We start from the raw sequence: 26017 nt of genomic DNA on the forward strand, positions 1-26017 counted from the left end.
CGACCCTTGATGCCCCCTGGGAAGGGGCGGGCCGGCAGAGCCAAGTGGGGGAGCCTATAGGGGGCATGTTTCGATTCCTCAAGCGCCAACCCGCATATTCCTGTGGACAGCCGTCGGTCAGTGGAAATTCCGGCTTTTCTGGCGGAGCGCTCCGCCGCCCGGGGCAGGCAGCGGCACGCCGGGCGCGTCCATCTGGCCCACCGCGCGCAGCAGGTGGGTATAATCGACCACCTCCTCGACGACGATGTGGATGACCAGCCCCTCGCGCTGCACCAGCCCGCGAATCCCCACCATCGCCGAGGCCAGCACGGTGACGCGCTGCGCTTCGAAGCGATCCTTCCACAGAATGCCGTTGGCGATGCCGGTCTCATCCTCGATCGTCAGGAACACGACGCCCTTGCCCGATCCCGGCCGCTGGCGGACCAGGATGACGCCCGCCACCTCCACCCGCCGGCCGGCCGGAACCTGCGCGAGATCGCGGCAGCGCAGGATGCCGCGCCGAGCCAGTTCCGGGCGCAGATAGTGGAGCGGGTGGGCGCGGAGCGACAATTGCGTGGCGCGATAATCCTCGACCACCTCGCGGCCGGCCGGCATCGGCGCGAGCGCCACGGCGGGCTCGACGCTCTCGGCGCGCATCGCGCCTTCCCGGGCATCGGCCGCGGCGAACAGCGGCAGCGGCTGGGCGCCCAGCCCGCGCACCCGCCACAGCGCCTGACGCCGATCCAGCCCGAAGCAGCGGAAGGCGTCCGCCTCGGCCAGCCGCTCCAGCGCCATCGTCGACACGGCCGCCCGGCGCCACACATCCTCGATTCCGCTGAACGGGCGCAACGCCTCGATCCTCTCGGCCTGCCTTGCGTCGAGCCCGCGCACCAGCCGCAGGCCGAGGCGCACGGGCAGCCTCTCCCCCTCCCCGCCCGCGCCCTCGATTCGGCAATCCCAGCCGCTTTCGTTGATGCAGACCGCGCGGATGGCGACGCCGTGATCGCGCGCGTCGCGGACGATCTGGGCAGGCGCGTAAAAGCCCATCGGCTGGGCGTTGAGCAGCGCGCAGCAGAAGATGTCCGGGTGATGATGCTTCATCCAGCAGGAGGCATAGGCGATCTTGGCGAAGCTGGCGGCGTGGCTCTCCGGGAAGCCATAGGATCCGAAGCCCTCGATCTGGCGAAAGGTGCGCTCGGCGAAATCGCGGGCATAGCCATTGTCGATCATGCCCTGAATCATCTTCGTCTCGAGCTTGCTGACGCCGCCGGTGGCCTTGAAGGTGGCCATGGAGCGGCGCAGCTCGTCGGCCTCGGCGGCCGTGAAGCCGGCACCGATGATCGCCACCTTCATCGCCTGTTCCTGAAAGAGCGGCACGCCATAGGTCTTGCCGAGCACGTCCTTCAGCTCTTCGCTCGGATAATCCGCCTTCTCCAGCCCCTGCCGCCGCTTGAGATAGGGATGGACCATATCCCCCTGGATCGGGCCGGGGCGGACGATCGCGATCTGAATGACGAGATCGTAGAACTCCTTCGGTTTGAGCCGGGGCAGCATCGACATCTGCGCCCGGCTCTCGATCTGGAAGGTGCCGAGCGTGTCGGCCTTCTGGATCATCGCGTAGACGCCCGGATCATCATCCTGCAGCACCGGCGCGGCGAGACCGATGCGCTGCCCCTTGTGCGCCGCGAGCAGATCGAAGGCGCGCCGCATGCAGCCGAGCATGCCAAGGCCCAGCACATCCACCTTCATGAACTTGAGCAGCGCGATATCGTCCTTGTCCCATTCGATGACGCGCCGGTCGGCCATGGCGGCAGGCGCGATGGGAACGAGATCGTCGAGCCGCTCCTGCGTCAACACGAAGCCGCCGGGATGCTGGGAGAGATGGCGAGGGCAATCGCGAAGCTGGCCGGCAAGCTCCAGCGCGAGCGCGAGGCGCGGTTCGCTGGCGTCGAGACGGATGCGCGCGGCGTGCTTTTCCTCGACTCCTTCCATGGAGGTGCCCCAGATCTGGCCCGAGAGGCCGGCGATGACATCCTCCGACAGGCCGAGCGCCTTGCCGACATCGCGCATCGCGCCGCGGGTGCGATAGCGGGTGACGACGGCGGTCAGCGCCGCGCGCTCATGGCCATAGGTGTCGTAGACCCACTGGATCACCTCCTCGCGCCGCTCATGCTCGAAATCGACGTCGATGTCGGGCGGCTCGTCGCGCGCGTCGGAGATGAAGCGCTCGAAGAGGAGCTTGTGCTTGATCGGGTCGATCGAGGTGATGCCGAGCACGAAGCAGATCAGCGAATTGGCCGCCGACCCGCGCCCCTGACAGAGGATGCCCTTGCCGCGCGCGAAGCGGACGATGGCGTTGACGGTGAGGAAATAGGGCGCATAGCCATAGGCGCTGACCAGCTTCAGCTCATGCGCGATCTGTTCGCGATAGCGGGCGGGCGCGCCATCCGGCCATGTCTCGGCCATGGCGCTGGCGATGCGCGCTTCCAGCGTCGCCTGCGCGCTCATCCCCGGCGTCGATTCCTCGGGATATTGATATTGGAGATCCTCCATGCGGAAGGCGCAGCGGGCGACGACATCCCCGCTCGCGGCGAGCGCGTCCGGCCAGCGGCGGAACAGTCGGGCCATCTCGGCTGCGGATTTCATGTGCCGGTCGGCGAAGCGCTCGCGGCGGAAGCCGAGCGTGTCGATGGTGGTGTTCTCGCGGATCGCGGCCATCACCTCCTGCAGCATCCGGCGATCGGGCGTCGCATAAAGCACGTCGCCGGTGGCGAGCGGAGTGAGGCCGCCCGCCCGCGCCATGTCGTCCAGCATCTCCAGCCGGGCGATGTCGCCGGGGCGGCGGCGATAGCTGAGCGCGAGATGGGCGCGATCGCCGAACAGATCGCGGGTGCGTCCGATCAGGGACTGATCCGGCCGATCGGGGATGAGAGCGGCGACCAGCCCCCCGGCATGATCGGCGAGCATGTCCCAGTCGATGCGGCAGGGCGGCTTGCCTTCCTTGCCGTCCTCCGGCCGGCGCGCCTTGCCGAGGGTGAGCAGGCGCATCAGGCGGGACCAGCCGGCGCGATCCTCCGGCCAGACGAGCAGGGACGTGCCGCAGACGAGGTCCAGCCGGCAGCCGGGCACCAGCCGGACGCCGGTCTGCCGCGCCGCATCCCAGGCGCGGACCATGCCGGCCACCGAATTGCGATCGGTGATGCCGAGCGCGGGGATGCCGAGAAGCGCGGCGGTGGCGAACAGCTCCCTGGGATCGGAGGCGCCGCGCAGGAAGCTGAAATGCGTGGCGACCTGAAGCTCGGCGTAGCTCATCCGAACAGGCCGTGCATATGCCAGCTCATGTCGCCGGTGCGCGTGTCGACGCCGTCGCCGCGGCGGAAGATCCAGAAACGATGGCCGGCCTCGTCCTCCACCTGGAAATAATCGCGCACCGCGTCCGCCTCGGCGGCGTTGCGCCACCATTCGCCATGGACGCGCTCCGGCCCGTCGCCGCGCACGACGCGATAAGCCTGCCCCCGCCAGCGGAAGCGGCGCGGCGGATGGTCCGGCAGTTCGGCCAGCACCTGATCGACCGGCTCGGCCGGGTCGAGCAGGCGCACCGGACGCGGCCAATCGTCCGGCCAGCATGGGGGATGGGCGAGCGGACGGTGGCGGCGTTGCGCGCGCTCCGGCAGCTCGCTCTCCATCATGCCCAGCCGATAGAGGCGGCGATCGCCGAGACGGGTCGCCAGCCGATCGACGAGCGTGGCGAGCGGCGGCACTGCCGGCTCGCCGGTGAGCGCGCCGGGCAGCGCCGTGGATGCCAGCGCATCGGCGCGGGTCGCGGTGAGCGCCATCGCCTCGATGCCGAAGCCCGGCGCGATCTCCTCCAGGCGCAGCCCGAGCAGGCGGCGGATATGGGCGGCATCGCGGCTCGGCCGGGCGAGGCCGATGGCGATGCGCTGCCGGTCATGATCAATGCGCACGCATTCGAGCAGCAGCGTGCGCGCGCCGAGGCCGCGTTCGGCAAGCGCGCCGATCATCGCCTCGACCAGACGTGCCGTGGCATCGGCGATGCCCTCTGCGGTCAGCACCGGCTCGGCGAAGCGATGCATGACGCGGGGCGCCTCGGCCGGCACCAGCGGGTCGATCGGATCGGGCATGGCCCCGCGCAGCCGGTCGAGCGCGGCCAGCGTGTCCCGGCCGAAGCGGCGGGCGAGCGGCGCGCGCGGCATCGCACCCAGCGCGCCGACGCTCTCCACGCCGAGCCGGGCGAGGCCGGCCACCGTCTCCGGCGGCAGGCGCAGGGCGGCGACCGGCAGCGCGGCGGTGGCCTGCTCGGCATCGCCCGGCGGACAGAGGATCAGGCGAGCGGCGCCAAAGGCGGCGAGCGCGCGGGCGGCGGCGGCAGTATCGGCGACGGCGATATGCGCGGCGAGGCCGAGGCGGCGGCACAGGTGCAGGATGCGGCGGCATAGCCGCTCCTCCCCGCCGAACAGATGGGCGCTGCCGGTGATGTCGAGCACGATCTCCCGGTCGCCGACGGGCGCCGCCAATGGCGTCCAGTGGCGCGCCGCGTGGGTCGCGAGGCGGGCGAGGTCGGCCATCTCGCCAGGCGGATCGGCAGGGCGCACGTCGAGACCGGGCACCATGGCGCGGGCCTGGGTCATCGCCATGCCGGGCGCGAGGCCGAGGGCGCGGGCGGCGGGACAGGCGGCGGCGAGCACGATCTTCTGGCCTTCCGCGCGAACGGTGACCAGCGGCGGCAGCCCCGGCGCGGGCCGCGCCGCGTCGCCCCGCGCCGGCACGCCCTCGTCCCGTGCCCAACGCGCGCCGGGGCGCCAGCCGCCGCCGCGCGCGACGGCGTGATTGGCCTCTATCCGGAGATAAGGGCCGGCCTCAGGCGGCGGCGCGGACGGCGCCGGCGACAATGGGCGAGACGCTGTCCGCCGGTCGAGCCGGCGCAGCCGGTCCGTCGCGAAATCCGGCAGGCAGAGCGAGGCGACCCTCGGCATCTGTTCCCTCCACGATCCATGAACAGGGCTCGCCGCCGCGCTGGCGCAGCAGATCGAGCTGCCAGCGCGCCCGGCCGATGCCGGCATCGCCGACCGGATCGGCGAGCCGCGCGGACGGCATGGCGCCCACCCGCCAGCGCGTCGTCGCTGCGGAGGGCTCGGCCAGCGCATCGCGGTCGCGCGCCCGGGGGCGACGCAGCAGCAGTGCGGTGACGCCGCGCTCCTCGGCGGCGAGTTGCAGCCGGCGGGTAGCGGTCATCCCGGCGAGGCGGACCTCGCCAACCACGGCGGCGAGCCCGCCATGGCGCAGCCCCTCCTCCATCACCGCCAGCACGGCGGCATCGTCCCCTGCCTCGGCGAGCAACAGCCGTTCCGGTGCCAGGCCGGCCTGCTGGAGGCCGGGCCCGTAAAGCTCCGCCCGCCCGAACGCCCACAACACCACCGCCCCCTCCCCCATTTCGCGGGCGCGGCGCGCGGCGATGCCGGCGAGGAACAGGGTGGCGGCGGCATCATCGGCGAGCGCGGCGCCGCCGCTTGCCTCATGCAGCGCGGCGGCGGCGAGCCCCCCGCCGACCAGCCGCGCGTCGATCGCGTCAGCCCCGAACGGCAGCACGGCCCCCGCCTCGCGCCCGGAGGCGGTGATCGCTCCGATCTCGGCACGGAGGGCCGCGATGCGGCGGGACTGAGCGGCAGACACGGACATGGGATCGACAGACGACTCGGAACAGGGATTTGTTCCTTATATGTTCCGTCTGATCAGCGGAGTCGAGAGGCGTGTGTCCAGCTTCTCGGCAGACCCTTCTCGACAAGCTCGAAGCGAACGGTTTCCCGCTTCACCCGTTCAGCGCCCCGCCTTCTTGCGGCGCGTTTCCCAGCCCTTCTTGGCGGCGGCTGAGCGATCGGCGGCGCTGCGACCGGACGAGGCGGCCCCGCCCTTGCGGCCGCCCTTGCGCGACGATTCGTGATTGTCCGCCTTGCCGCGGCCGGAGCCGGACTTGTTGCCGCCACCCGACTCCTTGTTCACGGTCGCCCAGGCGCGGCGCTCCGCTTCCTTGGGCGACACGCCGCGATCTTCATAGCCTTCCTCGATATGCTCGGCCTTGCGCTTCTGCTTGTCGGTATAGGCACCCTTGTCGCCGCGCGGCATAATCCACCTCCGTCACTCTGACGGGGCTGAAACGCGCGACGACCGTCACGCGCTCCAGTGAATGTCGACCGGCGTCTCGAACTCGGCGAGCACCCGGCCGATCGGCAGGCGGGACATCGGGCCATCGGCGATGGCACGTTCCAGCACCGCCTTCTTCTCCTCGCCCGAAAAGGTGATGAGCAGCGAGCGGGCGGTGGAGAGGGTGGCGCGGGTCAGCGTCAGCCGCGCCACCGGCGCCTCCCTGGGCAGCGGATCGGGCAACACGCCGACGACGTGCCGGCCGCGGGGCGCATCCAGCGCCGACTCATAGTCCGGGCCGGGGAAGATCGAGGCGGTATGCCCGTCCGCGCCGATGCCCAGCCAGGCGAGATCGAGCGGCCAATCCAGCTCCGCCAGCCGCGCATCGGCAGCACGGGCGGCGGCATGGCGATCATCGAGGCTGACGCCCTCGGCGAGCGGCACGATCGTCGCCCCGGTAGGCCCGAGCAGCTCGCGGATCATCGCCACATTGCTGAGCGGATCGCCGGCGGCGACCAGCCGATCGTCGGTTGGAATGAACGTGACCTTCGCCCAATCGAGCTTCTGTCTGGCCAATGCCTTGAAGATCGGCTGCGGCGTCTTGCCGCCGGGCACCGCGACCAGCGCGCGGCCATGCGCCTCGATCGCCTGACCGATCAGGAAGCCGATATCGCCGGAAACGGCCTCAGCCATCTCCTTCGGCGTTTCATAATCCCACCATTCGACTTCGTCTTCAGTCATGCCAGCTTACTCCGTCACGCTCCGTCAGGGCGATGGCGGCCGATGGCCCCCAGCTGCCCGCGCCATAGCTTCTGGGCGTCATGCCCGCCGCCGTCCAGCCGGCGCGGATGCGATCGATCCACTCCCACTGCGCTTCCACCTCGTCGCGACGCACGAACAGGGTGGGGTCTCCCTCGATGAGATCGAGCAGCAGCCGCTCATAGGCGATGCGCCGCCGCGCGCCGGCAAAGGCGTTGGTCAAGGACAGGTCCAGCGGCACCTCGCGCAGGCGGATGCCCTGCCGGTCGAGCCCCGGCTCCTTGGCCATGACGAGCAGGCGGATATTCTCCTCCGGCTGGAGGCGGATGACCAGCTTGTTGGGCTGGAGATGGGCGCCGCGCCCGCCGAAGATCGAGTGCGGCACCGTGCGGAACTGGATGAAGATCTCCGACTGGCGGCTGGGCAGGCGCTTGCCGGTGCGCAGGTAGAAGGGCACGCCGTGCCAGCGCCAATTGTCGACATGCGCCTTCAAGGCGACGAAGGTCTCGATGTCGGAGGGCTTGCCGAGTTCCTCCAGATAGCCGGGCACAACCTGGCCGGCGACGGCGCCGGCGGAATATTGGCCGATCACGCTTTCCTTCTCGATGTGGTCGGCATCGATCGGGCGGAGCGAGCGCAGCACCTTCACCTTCTCGTCGCGCACCGCCGAGGCGTCGAAATGCGACGGCGGCTCCATCGCCACCAGCGCGAGCAGCTGGAGCATATGGTTCTGCACCATGTCGCGCAGCGCCCCCGAGGTGTCGTAATAGCCGGCGCGCCCTTCCAGCCCGACCGTTTCCGAGACGGTGATCTGGACATGCTCGATGCCCTTGGCGTTCCACATCGGCTCGAACAGCGCATTGCCGAAGCGCAGCGCCAGCAGGTTCTGCACCGTCTCCTTGCCGAGATAATGGTCGATGCGGAAGGTGCGCTCCTCCGGGAAGGCGGCGGCGACGACGTCGTTGATCGCGCGGCTGGAGGAGAGATCGGTGCCGAGCGGCTTTTCGAGCGCCAGCCGCACGCCTTCGCCGGCAAGCCCGGCCGCCTTCAGCCCTTCCACCGTCGGCCCGAACAGCGACGGCGCGGTGGACAGGAAGATCGACAGGCCCTTGTCGATCCGCCCCGCCAGCGCCTGCCCGAGCCGGGCGAAATCCTCGGGGCGCGAGGCGTCGACCGAAATATAGTCGAGCCGCTCGAGGAAGCTCGCCAGCGTCGATTCCTCCAGCCGGTCGGCCGGCATGAAACGGCGCAGCGCCTCGCCGGCGGTGGCGCGGAACGCCGCGGTGTCGAGCTCGGAACGCGCCGTCGCGCAGATCCGGAAATCGGCCGGCAGCAGCCGGTCCGCGTGCAGGCCGTACAGCGACGGCAGCAGCATGCGGTGGGAAAGATCGCCGGTGGCGCCGAACAGCAGCAAGGTGGACAAAGTCTGGCTCCGTACCGAGGTCGGCTGAGCCCATGCCTCGGCCCGCACGTCGCGACAAGCCTTGGCGAAGGGCCGGGACCCACTACATCAGATCGAGGCGGCCGGGGATCAAGGAGGGGATCGTGACTGACAAGCCCAATATCGACGGGGACCAGGCCGACGAGGACGAGCCGTTCGACGTCCAGGCGGCACGCCATACGGCCTATATCCACGCGGTCGCGCAGATCGCGGCCACCGGCGCCTTCCAGGCGATCCGCGCGCTGCACCGGCGCGGGATGATGGATGCCGAAGACCTCGCCCCTCTCCACGAGACGGTCTCGCTGCTCCGCGACGCGCTCTGCCCGGCACTTCTCGACGCCGACCGCGAGATGTTCGAGGCATTGATCGCCGAAATACCACGCTAGCGCTGCCTAATTCCGCAGCGTCGGCAACATGCCGCTTCGCAACACCATGCGAACAATGCGTGTCGTCACATCTTTTCATGTCGCGGTCTTCGTCGTTGTCGCCTAGGCTGTCCGCGGGAGAGCAGAGGGGATAGCGGGAATCAGCAGCGGCGCACGCCATTCGATTAAGGTGCGCTTCACGCCTTGCTGTTAACCCCCTGATCAGCACGCAAGTTCATTCGAGCACGCCTTGAACGGTAGGATACGCCCTGTTCTCGCTCCGGTAGTCGCGCCGCTGCTCACGGCCGTGCTCTATTATGCCGCCGCGATGGCAACGCTGATGCTTACCGGCGGGGTGGACGGGGTGGCGGCGCTGTGGCCGGCCAATGCCGTGCTGATCACCGCGATCATCCGCCTGCCGCGCGAGCGGCGCATCCCCTATCTGCTGCTCTGCACGCTGGCGAGCGCCGCCGCCAACCACCAGGCACAGCTGCCGGCCACCGCGGTACTCGGCTTCACCGTCGCCAACATCGCCGAGGCCGCGCTGGCCGCCACCCTGTTCGACCGGCTGTGCCCGGCGCGCCATCTCGTCACCACGCTCCGCCACCTCGGCGCCTTCTCGATCGCGGCGGTGCTGTCCGCGGCCACCAGCGCGACGGTGGCGGCGGTGGCGGCGGCCACCGCCATTCGCGATCTCTCCGGCTTCTGGGTGTCGTGGTTCACCACCGACACGCTGGGCATGTTCATGATCGTGCCGCCGGGGCTGATGATCATCGCCCTCCTGCAGCGCGACCCCCAGGTGCGGGTGCGCCGTGGCCCGATCGAGGTGACGGCGGTGCTCGCCGCGGTGCTGGCGGTGAACCTCGTCGTCTTCGCGCTGCCGCCCTACCCGCTGACCTTCCTGCCGCTGGCGGCGTTGCTGCTCGCCACCGCGCGGCTCGGGCCGCTCGGCACCACCGTGTCGCTGCTCATCACCGCGGTGGTCGGCTCGCTGCTGACGGCCGCCGGCAAGGGCCCGCTGGCGCCGATCGCCGACACCGCCGAGGCGGTGCTGCTGTTCCAATTCTATCTGGTGATCCTGTTCGCCGCATCGCTGCCGATCGCCTCGCTGCTCGCCAGCCAGCGCGAGACGATCACCGAGACGGACCGGAGCGAGCGCTTCCATCGTTCGATCATTGATCGCACCCACGCCCTGTTCTTCGAGACGGACGCCGAGGGCCGCTGGACCTTCCTCAGCCCGGCCTGGACCGAGCTGACCGGCACGCCCGTCGCCGAGGCGATCGGCGCTTCGTTCGAGGCGATCATCCATCCGGACGACCATGCGAAGGGGCTCGGCTTGATCGAGCGGCTGCGCGCCACCGACGACGGCGAGGAGGCGATCGACGTGCGCTATCGCGCGGCCGACGGCAGCTGGCGCTGGGTGGCGGTGCGCGCTACCCGCCTCGCCGACAAGGCCGGCGCCTTCACCGGACTGTTCGGCACGCTGATCGACATCGACGATCGCGTCACCGCCGAGCAGGCGCGCAGCGAGAGCGAGCGGCTCTACCGGCTGCTCGCCGACAATTCCAACGACATGATCTTCCGCGTCGGGCTCGACGGGGTGCGCACCTATGCTTCGCCGGCCTGCCGCACCGTGCTCGGCTGGGAGCCGGAGGAGCTGATCGGCCGCCAGGCGCTCGACACCATCCACCCCGACGATCGCACCGTCACCCGCGCCGCCGCGTCCAGTCTGCTCGATGGCGTCGCGGCGCCGACCGCCATCTATCGCCAGCGCCGCCGCGACGGCGCCTATGTGTGGCTGGAGGCAACCTACCGGCTGGTCCGCGATCCCGAGACCGGCGCGCCCAAGGAGTTCGTGTCCACCGTTCGCGACATTTCCCGCCGGCAGGAGGCGGAGCTGGAGGCGGTCGAGACGGCGGCCCGGCTCAATGAGAATTACCGCCTGCTGATGATGACCGAGGCGATGGCCCATGTCGGCCACTGGCGGCTCGACAATGTCACCAAGGACCTGTTCTGGTCCGACGAGGTGTTCCGCATCTATGGGGTGCCGGCCGGCAGCCCGGTGTCGCTGGACATGGCTCAGGCCGCGCTTCATCCCGACGATCGCGAGACGATGCGCGGCCTGCTCGAGGCCGGCGCCGGTTATGTGCAGGCCGCCCGCATCATCCGCCCCGATGGCGAGGAGCGCCACATCGCCACCCAGGGCCAGCCGGACATCGCGCCCGACGGCACGGTGATCGGCATGTTCGGCGTCATCCAGGACATCACCGATCAGGCCAAGGCGGAGGCCAAGCTGCGCGAGAGCGAGGCCCAGTATCGCCTGCTCGCCGAACATGCCTCCGACATCATCTTCCGGCTCGATGCCGAGGGCCGCTATCTTTACGTCTCGCCGGCGACCGAGGCGCTGACCGGCTATGCGCCCGAGGAAATGATCGGACAGCGCCCGTCCGATTATGCCCATGCCGAGGACGTGCCCAAGGTCCGCGAGACGCTGAAATCGCTGCATCTGGCGGGTGGCGGACAGTGCGTCGTCTCCTATCGCCGCCGCCGCAAGGACGGCAGCTGGCAGTGGCTGGAGGCGAGCGCGCGGCTCGCCACCTCCGTCGACGGCGCGGCCGAGATCGTCGGCATCGCCCGCGATATTTCCGACCGCAAACGCTTCGAGGCGGAGCTGCTCAACGCGCGCGAGGCGGCCGAACGCGCCGCCCACGAAGCCCGCCAGATCGCCGCCACCGACGAGCTGACCGGGCTCGCCAGTCGCCGCATGTTCATGGGCCGGCTGGTCGGCGAGGTGACCGCCGCCGCCGCGACGGCGACGCCGCTGTCGGTGGCGCTGCTCGACGTCGATCATTTCAAGCTGGTCAATGATCGCTACGGCCATGCCGTCGGCGACCGCGTGCTGCGGGCGATCGCCGCCACCGCGACACGCGCGGTCCGCGGCCATGACGTGATCGGCCGCATCGGCGGCGAGGAATTCGCCATCCTCATGCCGCGCACCACCGCCGAGGCGGCGGCCCTGGTCGGCGAGCGGCTGCGCCTCGCCGTCGAGGCGAGCGGCGAGGAGCATCCCGAGCTGCCGCGCGTCACCGTCAGCATCGGCATCGCCAGCCTGGTCGACGGCAGCGACGCAGCGTCGCTGCTGGCCGCGGCCGACTATGCCCTCTATACCGCCAAGGCCGAGGGCCGGAATCTGCTCCGCCTCGCCTCCTGAGCCGGTGAATGAAAATGGCGTAATTCAGCCGATTTTCAAAAACGCTGTGCCAAAATGGGGCATGTGCGGAACTTGGCCTTCGCAATTGCGTTTCGCCCCCCGCCCTAAAATGGTTCAAAAGGGGCAAAATTTGTCCGGGGGGGATAATGAACGCTGGAAAACCGACGATTCTGCTTGTTGAAGATGAGGCTCTGCTGCGTGAGATCGTGACCTACGAACTCGTCGAGGCGGGCTTCGACGTGATCGAAGCCGCCGATGGCGAAGCGGCGATCCGCACACTCGACAGCGGCGCCGCCATCGACCTGCTGCTCACCGACATCCGCCTGCCCGGCAGCAAGGACGGGTGGAGCGTCGCCCGCCATGCGCGCACCACCCACCCCGGCCTGCCGGTGATCTATGCCACCGGCTACAGCGCCGAGATGGTCGATCTGGTGCCGGGCGGGCAGCTGATCCGCAAGCCGTTCCTGCCGGCGATGATGGTCCGCGCCGTGGAGGACATGGGGGTCTCGCCGGGCCGGCACTGACCGACGCGCCCCCCTGCACGAGCGGATTGCCCCGCGCCTGCCGCCGTTGCATCGTGGGGCACAGTCAAAAGGGGGAAAATCGCCGTCATGACCATCCGTCGCACGCTTGTCCTCGCCGCCTCCGCCGCTGCCATCTCCGCCGCTGCCATCTCCGCTGCGCTGGCCCAGCAGCCCCCGCATGACGGCCCGGCGCTGGAGCAGGCGTTCGACGCCGCGATCAGCTCCGAGGACCAGCTCGCCTGGTTGAAGACGATGTCGTCGGCGCCGAACCATGTCGGCTCTCCCCACGACAAGGCCAATGCCGAGTTCCTGCGCGATCGCTTCAAGGAATTCGGCTGGGACGTGCGGATCGAGACGTTCAACGTGCTTTATCCGACGCCGCTCTCCACCGTCGTCGAGATGATCACCCCGCAGCGCGTCAAGCTGGGCGGGCAGGAACCGCCGATCGCCGAGGATCCGACCTCGAACATGCCGGGCATGCTGCCGCCCTATGTCACCTATCAGGGTGACGGCGACGTCACCGCCGAGCTGATCTACGTCAATCGCGGCATGCCTGAGGATTATGAGGCGCTGGCCCGCCGCGGCATCAGCGTGAAGGGCAAGATCGTCATCGCCCGCTATGGCGGCGGCTGGCGCGGCCTGAAGCCGAAGCTGGCCCAGGATCATGGGGCGATCGGCTGCATCATCTATTCCGATCCCGCCGATGACGGCTATGCCCAGAACGACGTCTATCCCAAGGGCGGCGCCCGGCCGGCGGGCAGCGTGCAGCGCGGTTCCGTGCAGGACATGGCGATCTTCCCCGGCGATCCGCTGACCCCCGGCATCGGCGCCACCGCCAACGCCAAGCGGCTGACCCGCGCCACGGCGCCGACGATCCTCAAGATCCCGGCATTGCCGATGTCCTATGGCGACGCGCAGAAGCTGCTGGCGCGGCTCGGCGGGCCGGTTGGCCCCGAGGATTGGCGCGGGGCGCTGCCGATCACCTACCATATGGGCGGCGACGGGGCGGTGAAGGTGCATCTTGCCGTCAAGTCCGACTGGTCGCTCAAGCCGATCTACAACGTCATCGCCACGCTGAAGGGCGCCAGGGAGCCGGATCGCTGGATCATCCGCGGCAATCATCATGACGGCTGGGTGTTCGGCGCTGCCGACCCGCTGTCCGGCGACGTCGCCATGCTGTCCGAGGCCAAGGCGCTCGGCCAGCTCGCCAGGCAAGGCTGGCGGCCGGATCGCACCATCGTCTACGCCAGCTGGGACGCCGAGGAGCCGGCCCTGCTCGGTTCCACCGAATGGGCCGAGGAGCATGACGCCGAACTGAAGAAGAAGGCGATCATCTACATCAACACCGACGGCAATGGCCGCGGCTTTCTGGGCGCGGCCGGCACGCACAGCTATCAGCACCTCGTCAACGAGGTGTCGCGCGAGGTCATCGACCCGGAGACCGGCGCCACCGCCTATGAGCGCAACCGCGCGCGCATCCTCGCCGGCGCCTTCGACGGCGGGCGTCGCAGCGCCCCCGAGGCGATGGCGGCTGCCGAACGCCGCGGCGACCTGCCGATCGGTCCACTCGGCTCGGGATCGGACTATTCCGGCTTCCTCCAGCATCTCGGCATCGCCGCCCTCAATATCGGCTATGGCGGCGAGGATGAGAGCGGCGGCGTCTATCACTCGATCTACGACAGCTTCCACCACATGACGACGTTCGACGATCCGGGCCTCAAATATGGCGCGGCCTTGTCCAAGACGGTCGGCCGCATCGTCATCCGCCTGGCGCAGGCGGATACGCCGCCGGCCCGCTACGCCGATTTCGCCGACACCGTGTCGCGCTATCTGGCGGAACTGGTGAAGCTGCAGAATGATCGCCAGAGCGAGGACGACAAACGCGCCAAACTGACCGCCGAAGGCGCCTTCCGCCTGGTCAGCGATCCGCTCCGCCCGGTCGGGGCGCCGACGCCACAGGCGGCGACGCCGCATATCGAGCTTGCCGCGCTCGCCAACGCCGTCGACCGGCTGAAGGCGGCGGCGACCGCCTATGACGCCGCCTATGCCGCGCGCGGCAAGACGCTGGCGCCGGCGGCGCGGGCGAAGCTGAACGACACGCTCGCCGACATCGACCAGACCATGCTCGACGACAAGGGCCTGCCCGGCCGGCCGTGGTTCAAGAACATGATCTACGCGCCGGGCCGCTTCACCGGCTATGGCGCCAAGACCCTGCCCGGCGTCCGAGAGGCGATCGAGGAGCGCCGCTTCGACGACGCCAATGAATATGCCGGACGCACCGCGCGGGCGATCACAGCCTATGCCGTACGACTGGAGCAGGCGCGCGGGATCGTCGAAGGTCGGTGAGGAATGGCCGGCCCGCCGCCGCGCAGAGAGCGGCGGCGGCGGGCCGGCATGTTCACGTCAACGCCGGTGACGCGCCACGACGTCCGCCAGCGCAATGACTTGCCCGCCAGGGGATATCAGCGGCGAAAAGACGATCTTCTTGTTATTGCCGAAATAGCTTTGGACAATCCCGCTCTCGGCATCCCGGATATCATGCATTCACGGAAGGTGGCCACCAAGTCCCTGTAAATGGCGACCCCATAAGACCATTCATAAGGCCGGGACATAAAAAGAGAGTTTAGGCCAGCCCGTTGGTCATTGTGAGTTATATGTCCGCCGATATCCTTTATCGGCCCTGAAATACCTCGTTCGTCGTGATGCCATCTACTGTGTGGACGACGATCACGAAGGACGGGCCCTGGGACGATCCCCGCTAGCGTGAGGCGATCGTGCCTGGACGTCCTTTCCGCCGCGCTTCTGGCGGGCGAGCTTACCGCAGCATCCCCCGGTCTTCCAACTGTTGCGATCAGTTCGCAACGACTGCCGGCTAACACCTTGGTGTTATCTTCCTAGATCAAGGTCGGATGAATGTGTCCCTAAAGGCGTGCAATAAACTTGCCAGTGCGCACAAAGGAATCACATTTTTGGCTTGCGACCTAAATCGGGCTACGATAGTTTTCTCCTGCGACTAGTCGTGACGAATGCCCTGCCGTAGCGTTCATTGTCATTGAGATGACGCGCCCTGCCTAAGCAGCATTGGCGCAGTTAGTGAGTATTAACCACAGGGAAAAGCACAAGGCAGCCCGGTCGCGGGCGCACTTGTCGCACCCATATGACCAGGGGGCCACATCTATGAAACCTGTCGCGCAACTCTCGCGCATGGCGCTTGCCGTGGGCATGCTGGCGAGCGGCGCTGCCGCCGTCGCCCAGCAAGGCGCCGCCGCCGAACCACAGGCCGATATCATCGTCACCGGCACGCGCACCACCGGCATGCAGGCCGCCGACAGCCCGGCGCCGATCCAGATGCTGGGAAGCGACCTGCTGGCACGCAGCGCGCAGCCCGATCTGTCGCTGACACTGGCGCAGAACCTGCCGTCGGTGCAGGCGCAGTCCTTCGGCACCGACCTGCAGCAGGTCAACCTGACGTTTCGCCTGCGCGGCCTGAGCCCGAACCACACGCTGGTGCTGCTCAACGGCAAGCGCCGCCACGGCACCGCCAACGTATCGGTGGCGGGTGGCGTCTATGGCGGCGCGGCGGCCCCCGACATCAGCTTCGTCTCGTCCGCATCGATCGATCACGTCGAGGTGCTGCAGGATGGCGCCGCTGCCCAATATGGCACGGACGCCATCGCCGGCGTCATCAACATCATCCAGAAGAAGGCCGATCACGGCGGCAGCTTCTCGATCGATGGCGGACAATATTTCGACCAGTATGACGACGGCAATTGCCCCAGCACGCCGGCAGATCGCTGTATGGCGAAAGGCGGCAAATCATGGAGCGTGGTCGGCAATATCGGCATCGCGCCTTTCGAGGGCGCCTATCTGAACCTGACCGGCGAGCGCAAGCATCGCGGCCGCAGCGTGCGCACCCATTATGATGCGCAATATTATCAGACCGGCCCGGACAACGCGACCGCGCGCAATTACCTCGCCATCTATCAGGATCTCAAGAACAACCCGACCTATCCGTTCCTGGACCAGCGCCAGGGCGATCCCGACATGGACATCACCAATGTGATGTACAATGCCGGCTATGAGTTCGGCGATTTCGAGATTTACAGCTTCGGCAGCTATGGCCACAAGAATGCCTCGACGCTGCAGGTGTTCCGCTATCCGGACAAGACCTACTGCACCGTCAACACCACCACCTGCCTGGCCGGGGTCGCGGGCGGCTATTATCTCAACGCCGCGCCCGTCACCGTCGGCGGCGTGACCTATGCGGCGGGCCCGGCGAGCGGCGCGTCGATCGTGCCCGGCACCACGCGCAAGCTGTTCGCCTCCCAGGGCTATGAGCCCCAACAGGTGACGTCGGAAACCGACTATGCCTTCACGGGCGGCTTCCGCGGCGAGATCGGCGGCACCACGTTCGACTTCGCCTCCACCTATGGCCGTGATCGCTATGACCTCAGCGTCAAGAATTCGGCCAATACCACGCTCTACAATCGCAGCGGCTTCACCCCGACCAGCATCTATATCGGCCGGTTGAAGGCGAGCCAGTGGAGCAACACCCTCGACCTGACCCACGAGCTCGATGTCGGTCTCGACAACCCGGTCACGATCGCGGCCGGCGTCGAATATCGCCACGAGACCTATGGCATCGGGGCCGGCGATCCGCTGTCCTATTATGGCTCGGGGGCAGAATCCTTCTTCGGATGGAGCCCGCGCGACGCCAGCAACAATTCGCGCAACAACTTCTCGCAATATCTCGACATCAGCATCAAGCCGACCGACAAGTGGCTGGTGGACGGCGCCGTGCGCCACGAACATTATAGCGACTTCGGCAACACCACCGTGTTCAAGCTGACCAGCCGCTATGACTTCTCCGATGCCATCGCCATTCGCGGCACGGTGTCGACCGGCTTCCGCGCGCCGACGCTCGCCGAGGAATTCTATTCGGGCATCAACGTCAGCACCAACTATCTGGCCGGCATCTTCCCGGCGAACGGCTCCGTCATCGAGGGGCTGGGCTTTCCCAACCTCAAGCCGGAAAAGTCGACCAACTTCAGCCTCGGCCTGGTGCTGCACCCGTTCGATCGCCTGTCGATCACCATCGACGCCTATATGATCAAGCTGCGCGACCGCATCACGCTGTCGCCGACCTTCTACGGCTATCGCGGCGCCTATTGCCCGCCGGGCCAGCCCGGCCAGGCGAACAATCCCGGCACCGTCGCCCAGACCAGCAATCCGAACGACGTGCGCACCCTGGCCGCCGGCCCGGGCGGCGTCGGTCGCTGCACCAACGTGGCCGCGCCCGGCACCGCCGGCGACAGCTATTATATCTACAACCAGCAGACCATCTATAACGTGATGACGGCAGCGGTCAGCGACATCCCCGCGGCCGTGCTGTACCTGAATTCCAACCCCGCCGATGGCCGCAACACGGCGGGCGGATATCTTTCGGTGCAGACCTTCGCCAACGCGCTGTCGGTGCACACCAAGGGCATCGATTTCCAGGCGAACTATTCGAGCAATTTCGGCAGCGCCCGGGTCAACTGGAACCTGTCGATGAATTACAACAAGAACAAGATCAAGAAGGTCAATCCGCTGCCGGCCGGCTTCTACACGTCGACCCTGCAGCCGAACCTGACCACGCTTTATCCCACCGATGTAGGCTTCGACAGCTATCCGGGCGAGCATGACAGCCCGCGCTTCCGGGCCACGGCCGGCGCCAACCTGACCTGGGGCAAGTTCGCCGCCGGCGTGCGCGAGAATTACTACGGTTCGACCTGGACTTCGGCGACGCAATCCAACGGCGCCATCCTCGACAACGGCAATATCGTCGGTGGCACCGGCCCCGGCCACGTCGCGCCGACAATCTACAAGCAATATATCAAGTCAGCCTTCATCACCGATATCGACATCAGCTATCAGCTGACCCAGTTCCTGCGGCTGACCGTGGGCGCGAACAATGTGTTCAACCACTATTCCAACGCGGTGAGCTGGCAGTTCAACCAGGAGCCGAAAGAACGGCTCGGCAATGGCGGCACCGCTGCCATGCCTTATCAGACCGGTTCACCCTATGGCTATAACGGCGGTTACTATTATGCCCGTGCCAGCGTGAAGTTCTGATCGCTGGGACAGGGTCGACCGGGGCGGTCCCAGCCAGCCCCGGTCGGCCTTTCCGGCCGTTCTGCAATGGAGTGCGCTTGTATACACAATGGTAGACTGTGGCAAAAATGCCATGCAGCAAAAAACCCGAAATTAGGACGTTGCGATACAATTCGTGTCGCGATAGCTTTCCCTCGCGACTAACCAAGGCAAAGTAGTTTCCGTCGGGGCCACCTTCGCTTCTGCAGCATGACTTTGCGCATGCCACGGAAGTGAAAGTAAAAAAACCAGCCCGAAGGGACAAAGCACGCGGTGGCGCACGAATGGGGCACGCTGGGGTGGCCCTATGAGCTGGGAGGCAATTCACGTGAAATCTGTCGCGTATCTTTCGCGCATGGCGCTGGCCATGGGCATGCTGGCTGCTGGCACCGTTGCCGCGGCGCAGCAGGCCGGCAATGCGGCCACGCAGACCGCTGCGGCCGAGCCGCAGGCCGACATCATCGTCACCGGCACGCGCACTACAGGCATGAGGGCTGCGGACAGCCCGGCGCCGATCCAGCTGCTCGGCAACGATCTCCTCCAGCGCACCGGCCAGCCCGACCTGGTGACCAGCCTGGCGCAGAATCTGCCCTCCGTGCAGGCGCAGGCGTTCGGCACCGACCTTCAGCAGATCAACCTGCAGATGAAGCTGCGCGGGCTCAGCCCCAACCACACGCTGATCCTCGTCAACGGCAAGCGCCGCCACGGCACCGCCAACGTGTCGGTCGCCGGCGGCCCATTCGGCGGCTCGGCCGCGCCTGACGTCAGTTTCATCCTCCCGGATTCGATCGATCACGTCGAAGTGCTGCAGGACGGCGCCGCCGCCCAGTATGGCACCGATGCCATCGCCGGCGTCATCAACTTCATCCAGAAGAAAACCGACCATGGCGGCACGATCGATCTTACCGGCGGCCAATATATGGACCAGGGCGGGAAGACCTATTCCATCTCGGGCAATATCGGCCTCGCGCCATTCGACGGCGCCTATCTGAACATCACCGCCGAGAAGAAACATAAGGGCTTCAGCTTCCGTGGCGACGCGGACGCATCGGTGTTCGGTAACAATCCGACAGCGATCCGCAACCTCGCGACCTATCCCGATCTGACCAAGATGCCCTATTATCCCTACGTGAATCGCCGCATCGGCGATCCGGAGGTCGATCAGACGTCGGTGATGTACAATGCCGGCTACCAGTTCGGCGATTTCGAGCTCTACAGCTTCGGCAGCTACGGCCATAAAAACGCTCACGCCAACGAAAATTCGCGCAATCCGAGCGTGATCTATTGCGTCGTCGGCTCGCCTAACTGCACGGTCGGCGCTGGCGACAAGACGATCGTCTCGGGCACCCAGACCCGCAAGCTGTTCTACCCGTCGGGCTTCCAGCCGCAGCAGCGCATTTCCGAGACCGATTATTCGTTCACCGGCGGTTTCAAGGGCAATGTCGGCGACACCACGTTCGACCTCGCCTCGACCTATGGTCGCGACGTCTATCACATCTATGTCGAGAATTCGGGCAACGCCTCCCTTTATCGCAACACTGGCTTCACCCCGACCAGCTTCTACATTGGCGAGCTTAAGGCCAGCCAGTGGAGCAACACGCTGGATGTGACCCACCAGTTCGACGTGGGCCTCGCCGAGCCGATCACCGTCGCAGCCGGTCTCGAATATCGACATGAGACCTACGGCCTCGGCGCCGGCGATTCCTCGTCCTATTATGGCTCGGGTGCGGAATCATTCTTCGGCTTCAGCCCGCTCAACCAGAGCAACAATTCTCGTAACAACTTCTCGCAATATCTCGACATCACCATCAAGCCGACCGACAAGTGGCTGATCGACGGCGCCGTGCGTCACGAGCATTACAGCGACTTCGGCAACACCACCGTGTTCAAGCTGACCAGCCGCTACGACTTCACTGACGCGATCGCCATTCGCGGCACGGTGTCGACCGGCTTCCGCGCGCCGACGCTGGCCGAGGAATTCTACCAGGGCATCAACGTCAGCACCAACTATGTGAACGGCATCTTCGCGCCGAACAGCGCGGCCGCGGCCGGTCTCGGCTTCGGCAATCTGCGACCGGAAAAGTCGACCAACTACAGCGTCGGCTTCGTGCTCAACCCGATGCCGCGCATGACGATCACCGTCGACGGCTATTGGATCGAGCTGCGCAATCGCATCGTGATGTCCAGCAACTTCTACGGCTTCCGCGGCTCCTACTGCCCGCAAGGCTATGCCGCGCCGGCCGGCGCGCCCCCGGCTACCTGCCAGCCGTTCAACGAGAACCTCTACAAGCTCTACAACCAGCAGGCCGTGTACAATGCCATGGCGGCGGCACTGGGCGGCGAGATCCCGCCGGCCACGCTGTTCGTCAACGGCGATCCGGCGCTCGGCCGCAATACGGACAGCGCCGCGGCGGTCTATGTCCAGACCTTCGTCAACGGCATCACCATGCGCACCCGCGGCATCGATGCGATGGCCACCTATGCCAGCGATTTCGGGCGCGCCCGCGTCGACTGGTCGCTGTCGGCGAACTATAACGCCAACAAGGTCAAGAGCATCCGCCCGCTGCCCTCGCAGCTCTATTTCTCACAGAGCACGCCCGATCTGACCGTGCTGCAGGATCGCTACGCCGTAGCCAGCCTGGAGCACAGCACGCCGCGCTTCCGCGCGACGGCGGGCGCCTACTTCACGCTGGGCAAGTTCAGCGCGAACCTGCGCGAGAGCTATTATTCGGGCATCTACACGCTCGGCATCGCGCCGAGCGGCAGCCCGGTGGCCGGCCAGGACGTCAAGACCCGGGTAAACGCCGCGTTCCTGACCGACCTGGAGCTCAGCTATCAGATCGCCAAGCCGATCCGCATCTCGCTGGGCGCGAACAACCTGTTCAACAAATATCCGACCAAGACGCCGTTCAAAGAGATCCGTCAGGCGCAGCTGAACACCGGTTCGACCAGCTATGCCGGCAGCCTGTATCCGACCGGCTCGCCCTTCGGCTACAATGGCGGCTATTACTACGCGCGTGCCAGCGTGAAATTCTGATCGCTGGACAAATGAATGACGAGCCGGGGTCGGACCGCGAGGTCCGGCCCCGGTTTGTTCATGGGGGTTGAATGCCACCCTCCCTTCGTCTGGCCGGGCTCGTCTTCGCATCCGCCCCGCCCCGCCCCGGGCTCCACGGCAAGTGGAGAAGCGGGTCGTGAAACAAAGCCCGTCGCCCGCCTGTCGACGGGTTCAGGGTGACGGTCTCAGTCGGCGGGCGATGCCAGTTACACAGCGGCGGGGCGATCAATCCTCGAGGATGCGGCTGTGGATGCGGGTGTCGCGCATCTTCAGGTAGACGATCAGCGACACCCCGATCATCGCCGTGACATACCAGTAGAAGCCCTGTTCCCATCCCGCCGACTTGAACCACAGCGCGGCATATTCGGCGGTACCCCCGAACAGGGTGTTAGCGAGCGCATAGGGCAGGGCCACGCCGAGCGCGCGGATATGGGCGGGAAACAGCTCCGCCTTCACCACCGCATTGATCGAGGTGTAACCGGTGACGATGATCAGGGCGGCCATCACCAGCAACCCCGCCGTCACCGCCGAGTGCACGCTCTCGAGCGCGGTGAAGATCGGATAGGTGCAGACCATGCCGAGCACGCCGAAGCCGATCATCAGCGGCTTGCGCCCGACCCGGTCGGACAGCGCGCCCGCCACCGGCTGGAGCAGCATGAAGCCGAACAGGGTGACGGCGTTGATCTCGGAAGCGGTCTCGCGACTGAAGCCGGCAGTGTTGACGAGGAACTTCTGCATGTAGATCGAATAGGCGTAGAAGGCGAGCGTGCCGCCTGCGGTGAGCAGCATCACCACCGCCGTCTCGCGCGGATAATGGGTGACCAGTCGCCAGAAGCCGGAGCGCGGCGCCCCTTCCGCCGCGGCATTGCGATAACTCTCCGTCTCGGCGAGGCCGCGGCGGATGTAGAAGACCGCCACCGCCAGCGCGCCACCGATTGCGAAGGGAATGCGCCAGCCCCAGGCATCCAGCGCCGCCTCCGGCAACGTCCGCTGAAGGACGAGCAGCACGCACAGAGCCACCAGCTGGCCGGCGATCAGCGTGACATATTGGAAGGAGGAATAGAAGCCGCGGCTGCGCGCGCCGGCCATTTCCGACAGATAGGTGGCGCTGGCGCCATATTCGCCGCCCACCGACAGGCCTTGCATCAGCCGCGCCAGCACCAGCAGCGCCGGCGCCACCCAGCCGATGGCGCGATAATCCGGCGTCACCGCGATCAGCAGCGAACCCGCGCACATCAATGTGACGGAGAGCGTCAGCCCCGCCTTGCGGCCGTGACGATCCGCATAGATGCCCATGATCCATGCCCCGATCGGGCGCATCACGAAGCCGACGGCGAAGATCGCGGCGGCGTTGAGAAGCTGGACGGTACGATCTTCCGACGGGAAGAAATGCGGCGCGAAATAAAGTGTGAAGGCGGAATAGGCGTACCAGTCATACCATTCGACCAGATTGCCGGTAGATCCACCGATGATGGAGCGCAGCCGCCCCCAGGTGTCGCCCGCCGCCGCCATCAATGTCTCCCCGCTTCCGTTTCTCCGGCGATCATGCTGCGCCGCGCAGACGGCAGTGGCAAGCAGGAGGAGCGCTGCACAGCGCCCGACCCGGTGGCGGACGCCGGAGACCGACGCCCGCCACCTCCCAGGGAAGCAAGCCGCCTGTTATCCCGGCCGCTGCGCCTGCTGCTGCACGGCGCGCGCACGCAGGCCCTTGACCTGATCGAGCGTGACGGCGTTGGGATAGCTGTTGCCGAAATTGGTGCGGATATAGTTGACCACTTCGACGACCTGCTCGTCGCTGAGCGCCGAGAAGGACGGCATCGCCTTCTGCCCGCGCAGCACGATCAGCACCGGGTAAAGCGGCGTCTGCAGCTTGCGGTTGCTGGCCAGCCCCGGATAGGCGCCGGCGCCCTGCGCGCCCTTGGCGTCGGCCATGTGGCAGCCCTGGCAGACATGCTCGTAAATGTCCTTGCCCGAGGCGAAATTATAGCCGCCGCGGCGCTGCGCGTTGGCGGCGGTGACGATGCCGGCGACAGCCGCCACGGTGCACACCACGCCGGTTGCAACTCGAATGGGATGTTTCATGTCTCTCAGCCCTTGGTGATGCGCTGATGCAGCCGCGTGATGGCGTCGATCGACGAAGTGACGGCGCCTTCCTGCCACGCCGGGATCATCGACACATGCTCGCCGGCGAGCACGATGCGACCGTCGATCTGGCAGATGTTCTTGTAGTGAGTGGCGCGGGCGTCCTCGCTCCACGTGCCCTGGCAGCCGAGCGTCCACGGCACGCGATGCCAGGCGACGGCGACGCCGGTCTCGAACTCGGTACGATATTGCGGATGGATGTTGGCACCCATCTGCACCGCCGCGTTGATCCGCTCCTGCGGCGTCATCGAGGTGAAGATGGAGGCGTTCGGACCAAACGTATAGGCGCCGAGCAGGACGCCCTTGCCCTTCGAGAAATAGTCGGTGTTCGGATAGGCGATGATGGCATTCATCTGATCCGTGTAGGTGATGCCGCCATAGATATCCTCGTCTTCTTCCCAGAAGCGCCGCTTCATCTGCAGGCCGACCTTGCATGATGCGCCATAGGGGATCGCGTAGATCGCCTGCTGCATGGCCGGGCTGACGTTCATCGGGATCTGGCTGAGGATGGAGGCGGGAATCGTGCACACGCACCAGTCGCCACGCGCCGTCTGCGGCGGTCCGCCCTTCACCGTATCGACATAGGTGGCGGTCACGCCGGTCTCGTCCTGCTTGATCTCGACGACCTTGGAATTGAGGCGGATGACGTTCTTGAGCAGTTCGCCGAACTTGCGGCCGATCACGCCCATGCCGCCGACCGGCTGAAACAGGGTCGGCTGCTCGGGAATGCCGTCATTGGCGGCGATCTCGCCCCACAGGCCGGACTTGAGAATGTCCGACAGCGCCACCGGCTCGCTATAGGTCGGCTCGCCGTCGAGGCCGCCGCCGGGCCAATGGTCGAAGCCGCGCCGGCTGCTGCTCGCCCTGCCCTTCACATAGCGGTAGTTCTGATCCAGCGCGCCCCAGTTGCGCAGCGCCTGGAGGAGGATTTCCCGGTCCTCCTTGGTGACGGCCTGATCGAGCTGGCTCTGCTGCAGCGACTTGGAGAGCAATTCGGCGACGGCGCCCTCGAAGTCCGCCTTCACCGTGCGATAGCGCTGCGGCTTGCCGCCGAAGGCGTTCTGCGAATGGATATAGGCCGCGTAATTGGCCTGGTTGAAGGATTCGAGCTTTACGCCCAGCATCTGGCAATAGTGGAGGATGCCCTGGTGATTATAGGGCAGGCGCCACGGGCCGGGATTGAGGTAAAGTCCCTTGTCGAACTGGACGTGCTGGGTGATGCCGCCCAGTTCCGTATAGGTGTCGCCACCATAGAGCGACCAGTTACGGCCGCCGGTACGGTTGTTATATTCGAGGATCTGGACCTTGTAGCCGGCCTTTTGCAGCTCATAGGCGGCGACCATGCCGGCGAGACCCGCGCCGAGGATCAGCACCGACGCGCCCTTCGGCGCGCCGGAGAGGGAGAAGCGCTTGTCGAAAGTCGAATTGGCGGCGAGCGCCAGCGACGACATCATCTGGTACATCGCCGCCGTGCCGGCGACCTTGCCGACGAGAGTCATCAACTCCCGGCGGCTCATTGACTGCGTTGCGTCGTCGGCGATCACACTCATATCCTTTTGCCTAATCCCAGCGGGCGTCACCGCCCGCTTCCCCCGCGCTGATCCTCGCGCCGCGTCTCAGCGCGCCGCCATCTTCGCCGCCGTGACTTCGATCTCGACCAGATAATAAGGGCCGGCGAGGCCCGCGACCTGGATCGTCGAGCGCGCGACGAGATTGGGGTTTTCCGGCGTACCGAAGAACTGGCGATAACCTTCGTTCATGCCGGCAAAGTCCATCTTGCCGTCCTGGCGCTTGGGGTCGGCGGCGACGAACACCGTCATCTTGATGATGTCGGACATCGCATAGCCGCGGCTGGCGAGGATGCCCTTGATCTTGTTGAGCGCGCTGATCGTCTGCGTCTTGGTGTCGCCGAAGCTTTCGACGCTGTCCGGCCGCTTGCTGGAATCGATCGGCGAGGCGAGCTGTCCGGACAGCATCAGCGTGTCGGCGCCGGCGGGGACGCTGACGCCTTCGAGGATGACCGCATTGCCGCCGCTGCTGTGGCGGACGATCTGGGCGGAGCCCGGCGCGGCGAGCAGCGCGGCACCGACGGCGCCGAGCACGAGCGTCTTCATATCAAGCATGTGTCTTCCCTCTTTCCAGATCGGGGCAAGTCCCCGGTTGCCGCAGCGCAGCCTGACGCATCGCGTCCACGGCGTCGAGGATCAAAGCATGTCGGGGATGCGATCGCCGCGCGGCGGCAGGGAG

16 protein-coding genes are annotated in these 26017 nt (G+C 66.9%); 6 read left to right on the plus strand and 10 right to left on the minus strand.

Annotated features, from left to right (window positions below; translation table 11 throughout):
* Window positions 1-117: 117 nt before the first annotated feature.
* From KOF26_RS11745 to zwf, 6 genes are all read right to left on the minus strand, one after another.
* Window positions 118-3291: an error-prone DNA polymerase gene (locus KOF26_RS11745; protein WP_216324984.1), complete on the minus strand. Its 3174-nt coding sequence runs from the start codon at window positions 3289-3291 to the stop codon at window positions 118-120.
* Window positions 3288-4973, minus strand: coding sequence for a Y-family DNA polymerase (locus KOF26_RS11750; protein ID WP_216324986.1), 1686 nt, complete (start codon window positions 4971-4973; stop codon window positions 3288-3290). Before KOF26_RS11750 ends, KOF26_RS11745 begins: the two co-directional genes overlap by 4 nt.
* Window positions 4858-5676, minus strand: a complete 819-nt coding sequence (locus tag KOF26_RS11755; protein WP_253201380.1) for an ImuA family protein — start codon at window positions 5674-5676, stop codon at window positions 4858-4860. Before KOF26_RS11755 ends, KOF26_RS11750 begins: the two co-directional genes overlap by 116 nt.
* 138 nt (window positions 5677-5814) lie before the next feature.
* On the minus strand, window positions 5815-6120 hold the full coding sequence (locus KOF26_RS11760) for a plasmid stabilization protein (protein WP_216324988.1): 306 nt from the start codon (window positions 6118-6120) through the stop codon (window positions 5815-5817).
* Window positions 6121-6165: 45 nt separating this feature from the next.
* Window positions 6166-6879, minus strand: a complete 714-nt coding sequence (gene pgl / locus KOF26_RS11765; RefSeq protein WP_216324990.1) for a 6-phosphogluconolactonase — start codon at window positions 6877-6879, stop codon at window positions 6166-6168.
* Window positions 6872-8320 carry a glucose-6-phosphate dehydrogenase gene (gene zwf, locus KOF26_RS11770; protein ID WP_216324992.1) on the minus strand — a complete coding sequence of 483 codons (1449 nt, stop codon included), beginning with the start codon at window positions 8318-8320 and terminating at the stop codon, window positions 6872-6874. The genes pgl and zwf overlap by 8 nt, the downstream gene beginning before the upstream one ends.
* Window positions 8321-8442: 122 nt before the next feature.
* Here zwf and KOF26_RS11775 point away from each other — a divergent pair, with 122 nt between their 5' ends.
* The 6 genes from KOF26_RS11775 (at window position 8443) to KOF26_RS11800 (ending at window position 21607) form a co-directional block, all read left to right on the plus strand.
* Window positions 8443-8724, plus strand: a complete 282-nt coding sequence (locus KOF26_RS11775) for a hypothetical protein (RefSeq protein WP_216324994.1) — start codon at window positions 8443-8445, stop codon at window positions 8722-8724.
* A gap of 229 nt (window positions 8725-8953) precedes the next feature.
* Complete coding sequence (locus tag KOF26_RS11780) at window positions 8954-11914, plus strand: PAS domain S-box protein (RefSeq protein WP_216324996.1); 2961 nt, start codon at window positions 8954-8956, stop codon at window positions 11912-11914.
* A 146-nt stretch (window positions 11915-12060) separates the two neighbouring features.
* Entirely contained in the window at window positions 12061-12438 is a 378-nt protein-coding gene (locus tag KOF26_RS11785) for a response regulator (RefSeq protein WP_253201381.1), read from the plus strand.
* 87 nt (window positions 12439-12525) lie between these two features.
* On the plus strand, window positions 12526-14784 hold the full coding sequence (locus tag KOF26_RS11790) for a transferrin receptor-like dimerization domain-containing protein (protein ID WP_216325002.1): 2259 nt from the start codon (window positions 12526-12528) through the stop codon (window positions 14782-14784).
* A gap of 831 nt (window positions 14785-15615) precedes the next feature.
* Window positions 15616-18552 carry a TonB-dependent receptor plug domain-containing protein gene (locus KOF26_RS11795; protein WP_216325005.1) on the plus strand — a complete coding sequence of 979 codons (2937 nt, stop codon included), beginning with the start codon at window positions 15616-15618 and terminating at the stop codon, window positions 18550-18552.
* Between the two features lie 346 nt (window positions 18553-18898).
* A complete protein-coding gene (locus KOF26_RS11800; RefSeq protein ID WP_363182238.1) occupies window positions 18899-21607 on the plus strand; it encodes a TonB-dependent receptor plug domain-containing protein in 2709 nt (902 codons plus the stop codon).
* 246 nt (window positions 21608-21853) lie between these two features.
* Here the strand turns inward: KOF26_RS11800 and KOF26_RS11805 are convergent, their stop codons facing one another.
* The 4 genes from KOF26_RS11805 to KOF26_RS11820 all read right to left on the minus strand — a co-directional run bounded on the left by KOF26_RS11805 (window position 21854) and on the right by KOF26_RS11820 (window position 25893).
* Window positions 21854-23140, minus strand: a complete 1287-nt coding sequence (locus KOF26_RS11805) for an MFS transporter (protein WP_216325008.1) — start codon at window positions 23138-23140, stop codon at window positions 21854-21856.
* Window positions 23141-23287: 147 nt separating this feature from the next.
* The gene (locus KOF26_RS11810; RefSeq protein ID WP_216325011.1) at window positions 23288-23710 is read right to left on the minus strand and encodes a c-type cytochrome; all 423 of its coding nucleotides are present in this window, start codon (window positions 23708-23710) and stop codon (window positions 23288-23290) included.
* A 5-nt stretch (window positions 23711-23715) separates the two neighbouring features.
* On the minus strand, window positions 23716-25287 hold the full coding sequence (locus KOF26_RS11815; protein ID WP_253201382.1) for a flavin monoamine oxidase family protein: 1572 nt from the start codon (window positions 25285-25287) through the stop codon (window positions 23716-23718).
* Between the two features lie 99 nt (window positions 25288-25386).
* Window positions 25387-25893 carry a RidA family protein gene (locus KOF26_RS11820; RefSeq protein WP_253201383.1) on the minus strand — a complete coding sequence of 169 codons (507 nt, stop codon included), beginning with the start codon at window positions 25891-25893 and terminating at the stop codon, window positions 25387-25389.
* Window positions 25894-26017 lie beyond the last annotated feature (124 nt).

The sequence above is a fragment of the Sphingomonas quercus genome (assembly GCF_018863195.1).
GTDB classification, from domain to species: domain Bacteria; phylum Pseudomonadota; class Alphaproteobacteria; order Sphingomonadales; family Sphingomonadaceae; genus Solisphingomonas; species Solisphingomonas quercus.

Excerpts from the sequence above, each read along its gene's own strand:
- pgl (WP_216324990.1), bottom strand. The coding sequence starts at position 6,879 with ATGACTGAAGACGAAGTCGAATGGTGGGATTATGAAACGCCGAAGGAG.
- KOF26_RS11815 (WP_253201382.1), bottom strand. The coding sequence starts at position 25,287 with ATGAGCCGCCGGGAGTTGATGACTCTCGTCGGCAAGGTCGCCGGCACG.
- KOF26_RS11805 (WP_216325008.1), bottom strand. The coding sequence starts at position 23,140 with ATGGCGGCGGCGGGCGACACCTGGGGGCGGCTGCGCTCCATCATCGGT.
- KOF26_RS11820 (WP_253201383.1), bottom strand. The coding sequence starts at position 25,893 with ATGCTTGATATGAAGACGCTCGTGCTCGGCGCCGTCGGTGCCGCGCTG.
- KOF26_RS11790 (WP_216325002.1), top strand. The coding sequence starts at position 12,526 with ATGACCATCCGTCGCACGCTTGTCCTCGCCGCCTCCGCCGCTGCCATC.
- KOF26_RS11745 (WP_216324984.1), bottom strand. The coding sequence starts at position 3,291 with ATGAGCTACGCCGAGCTTCAGGTCGCCACGCATTTCAGCTTCCTGCGC.
- KOF26_RS11755 (WP_253201380.1), bottom strand. The coding sequence starts at position 5,676 with ATGTCCGTGTCTGCCGCTCAGTCCCGCCGCATCGCGGCCCTCCGTGCC.
- KOF26_RS11785 (WP_253201381.1), top strand. The coding sequence starts at position 12,061 with ATGAACGCTGGAAAACCGACGATTCTGCTTGTTGAAGATGAGGCTCTG.
- KOF26_RS11750 (WP_216324986.1), bottom strand. The coding sequence starts at position 4,973 with ATGCCGAGGGTCGCCTCGCTCTGCCTGCCGGATTTCGCGACGGACCGG.
- KOF26_RS11795 (WP_216325005.1), top strand. The coding sequence starts at position 15,616 with ATGAAACCTGTCGCGCAACTCTCGCGCATGGCGCTTGCCGTGGGCATG.
- KOF26_RS11810 (WP_216325011.1), bottom strand. The coding sequence starts at position 23,710 with ATGAAACATCCCATTCGAGTTGCAACCGGCGTGGTGTGCACCGTGGCG.
- KOF26_RS11760 (WP_216324988.1), bottom strand. The coding sequence starts at position 6,120 with ATGCCGCGCGGCGACAAGGGTGCCTATACCGACAAGCAGAAGCGCAAG.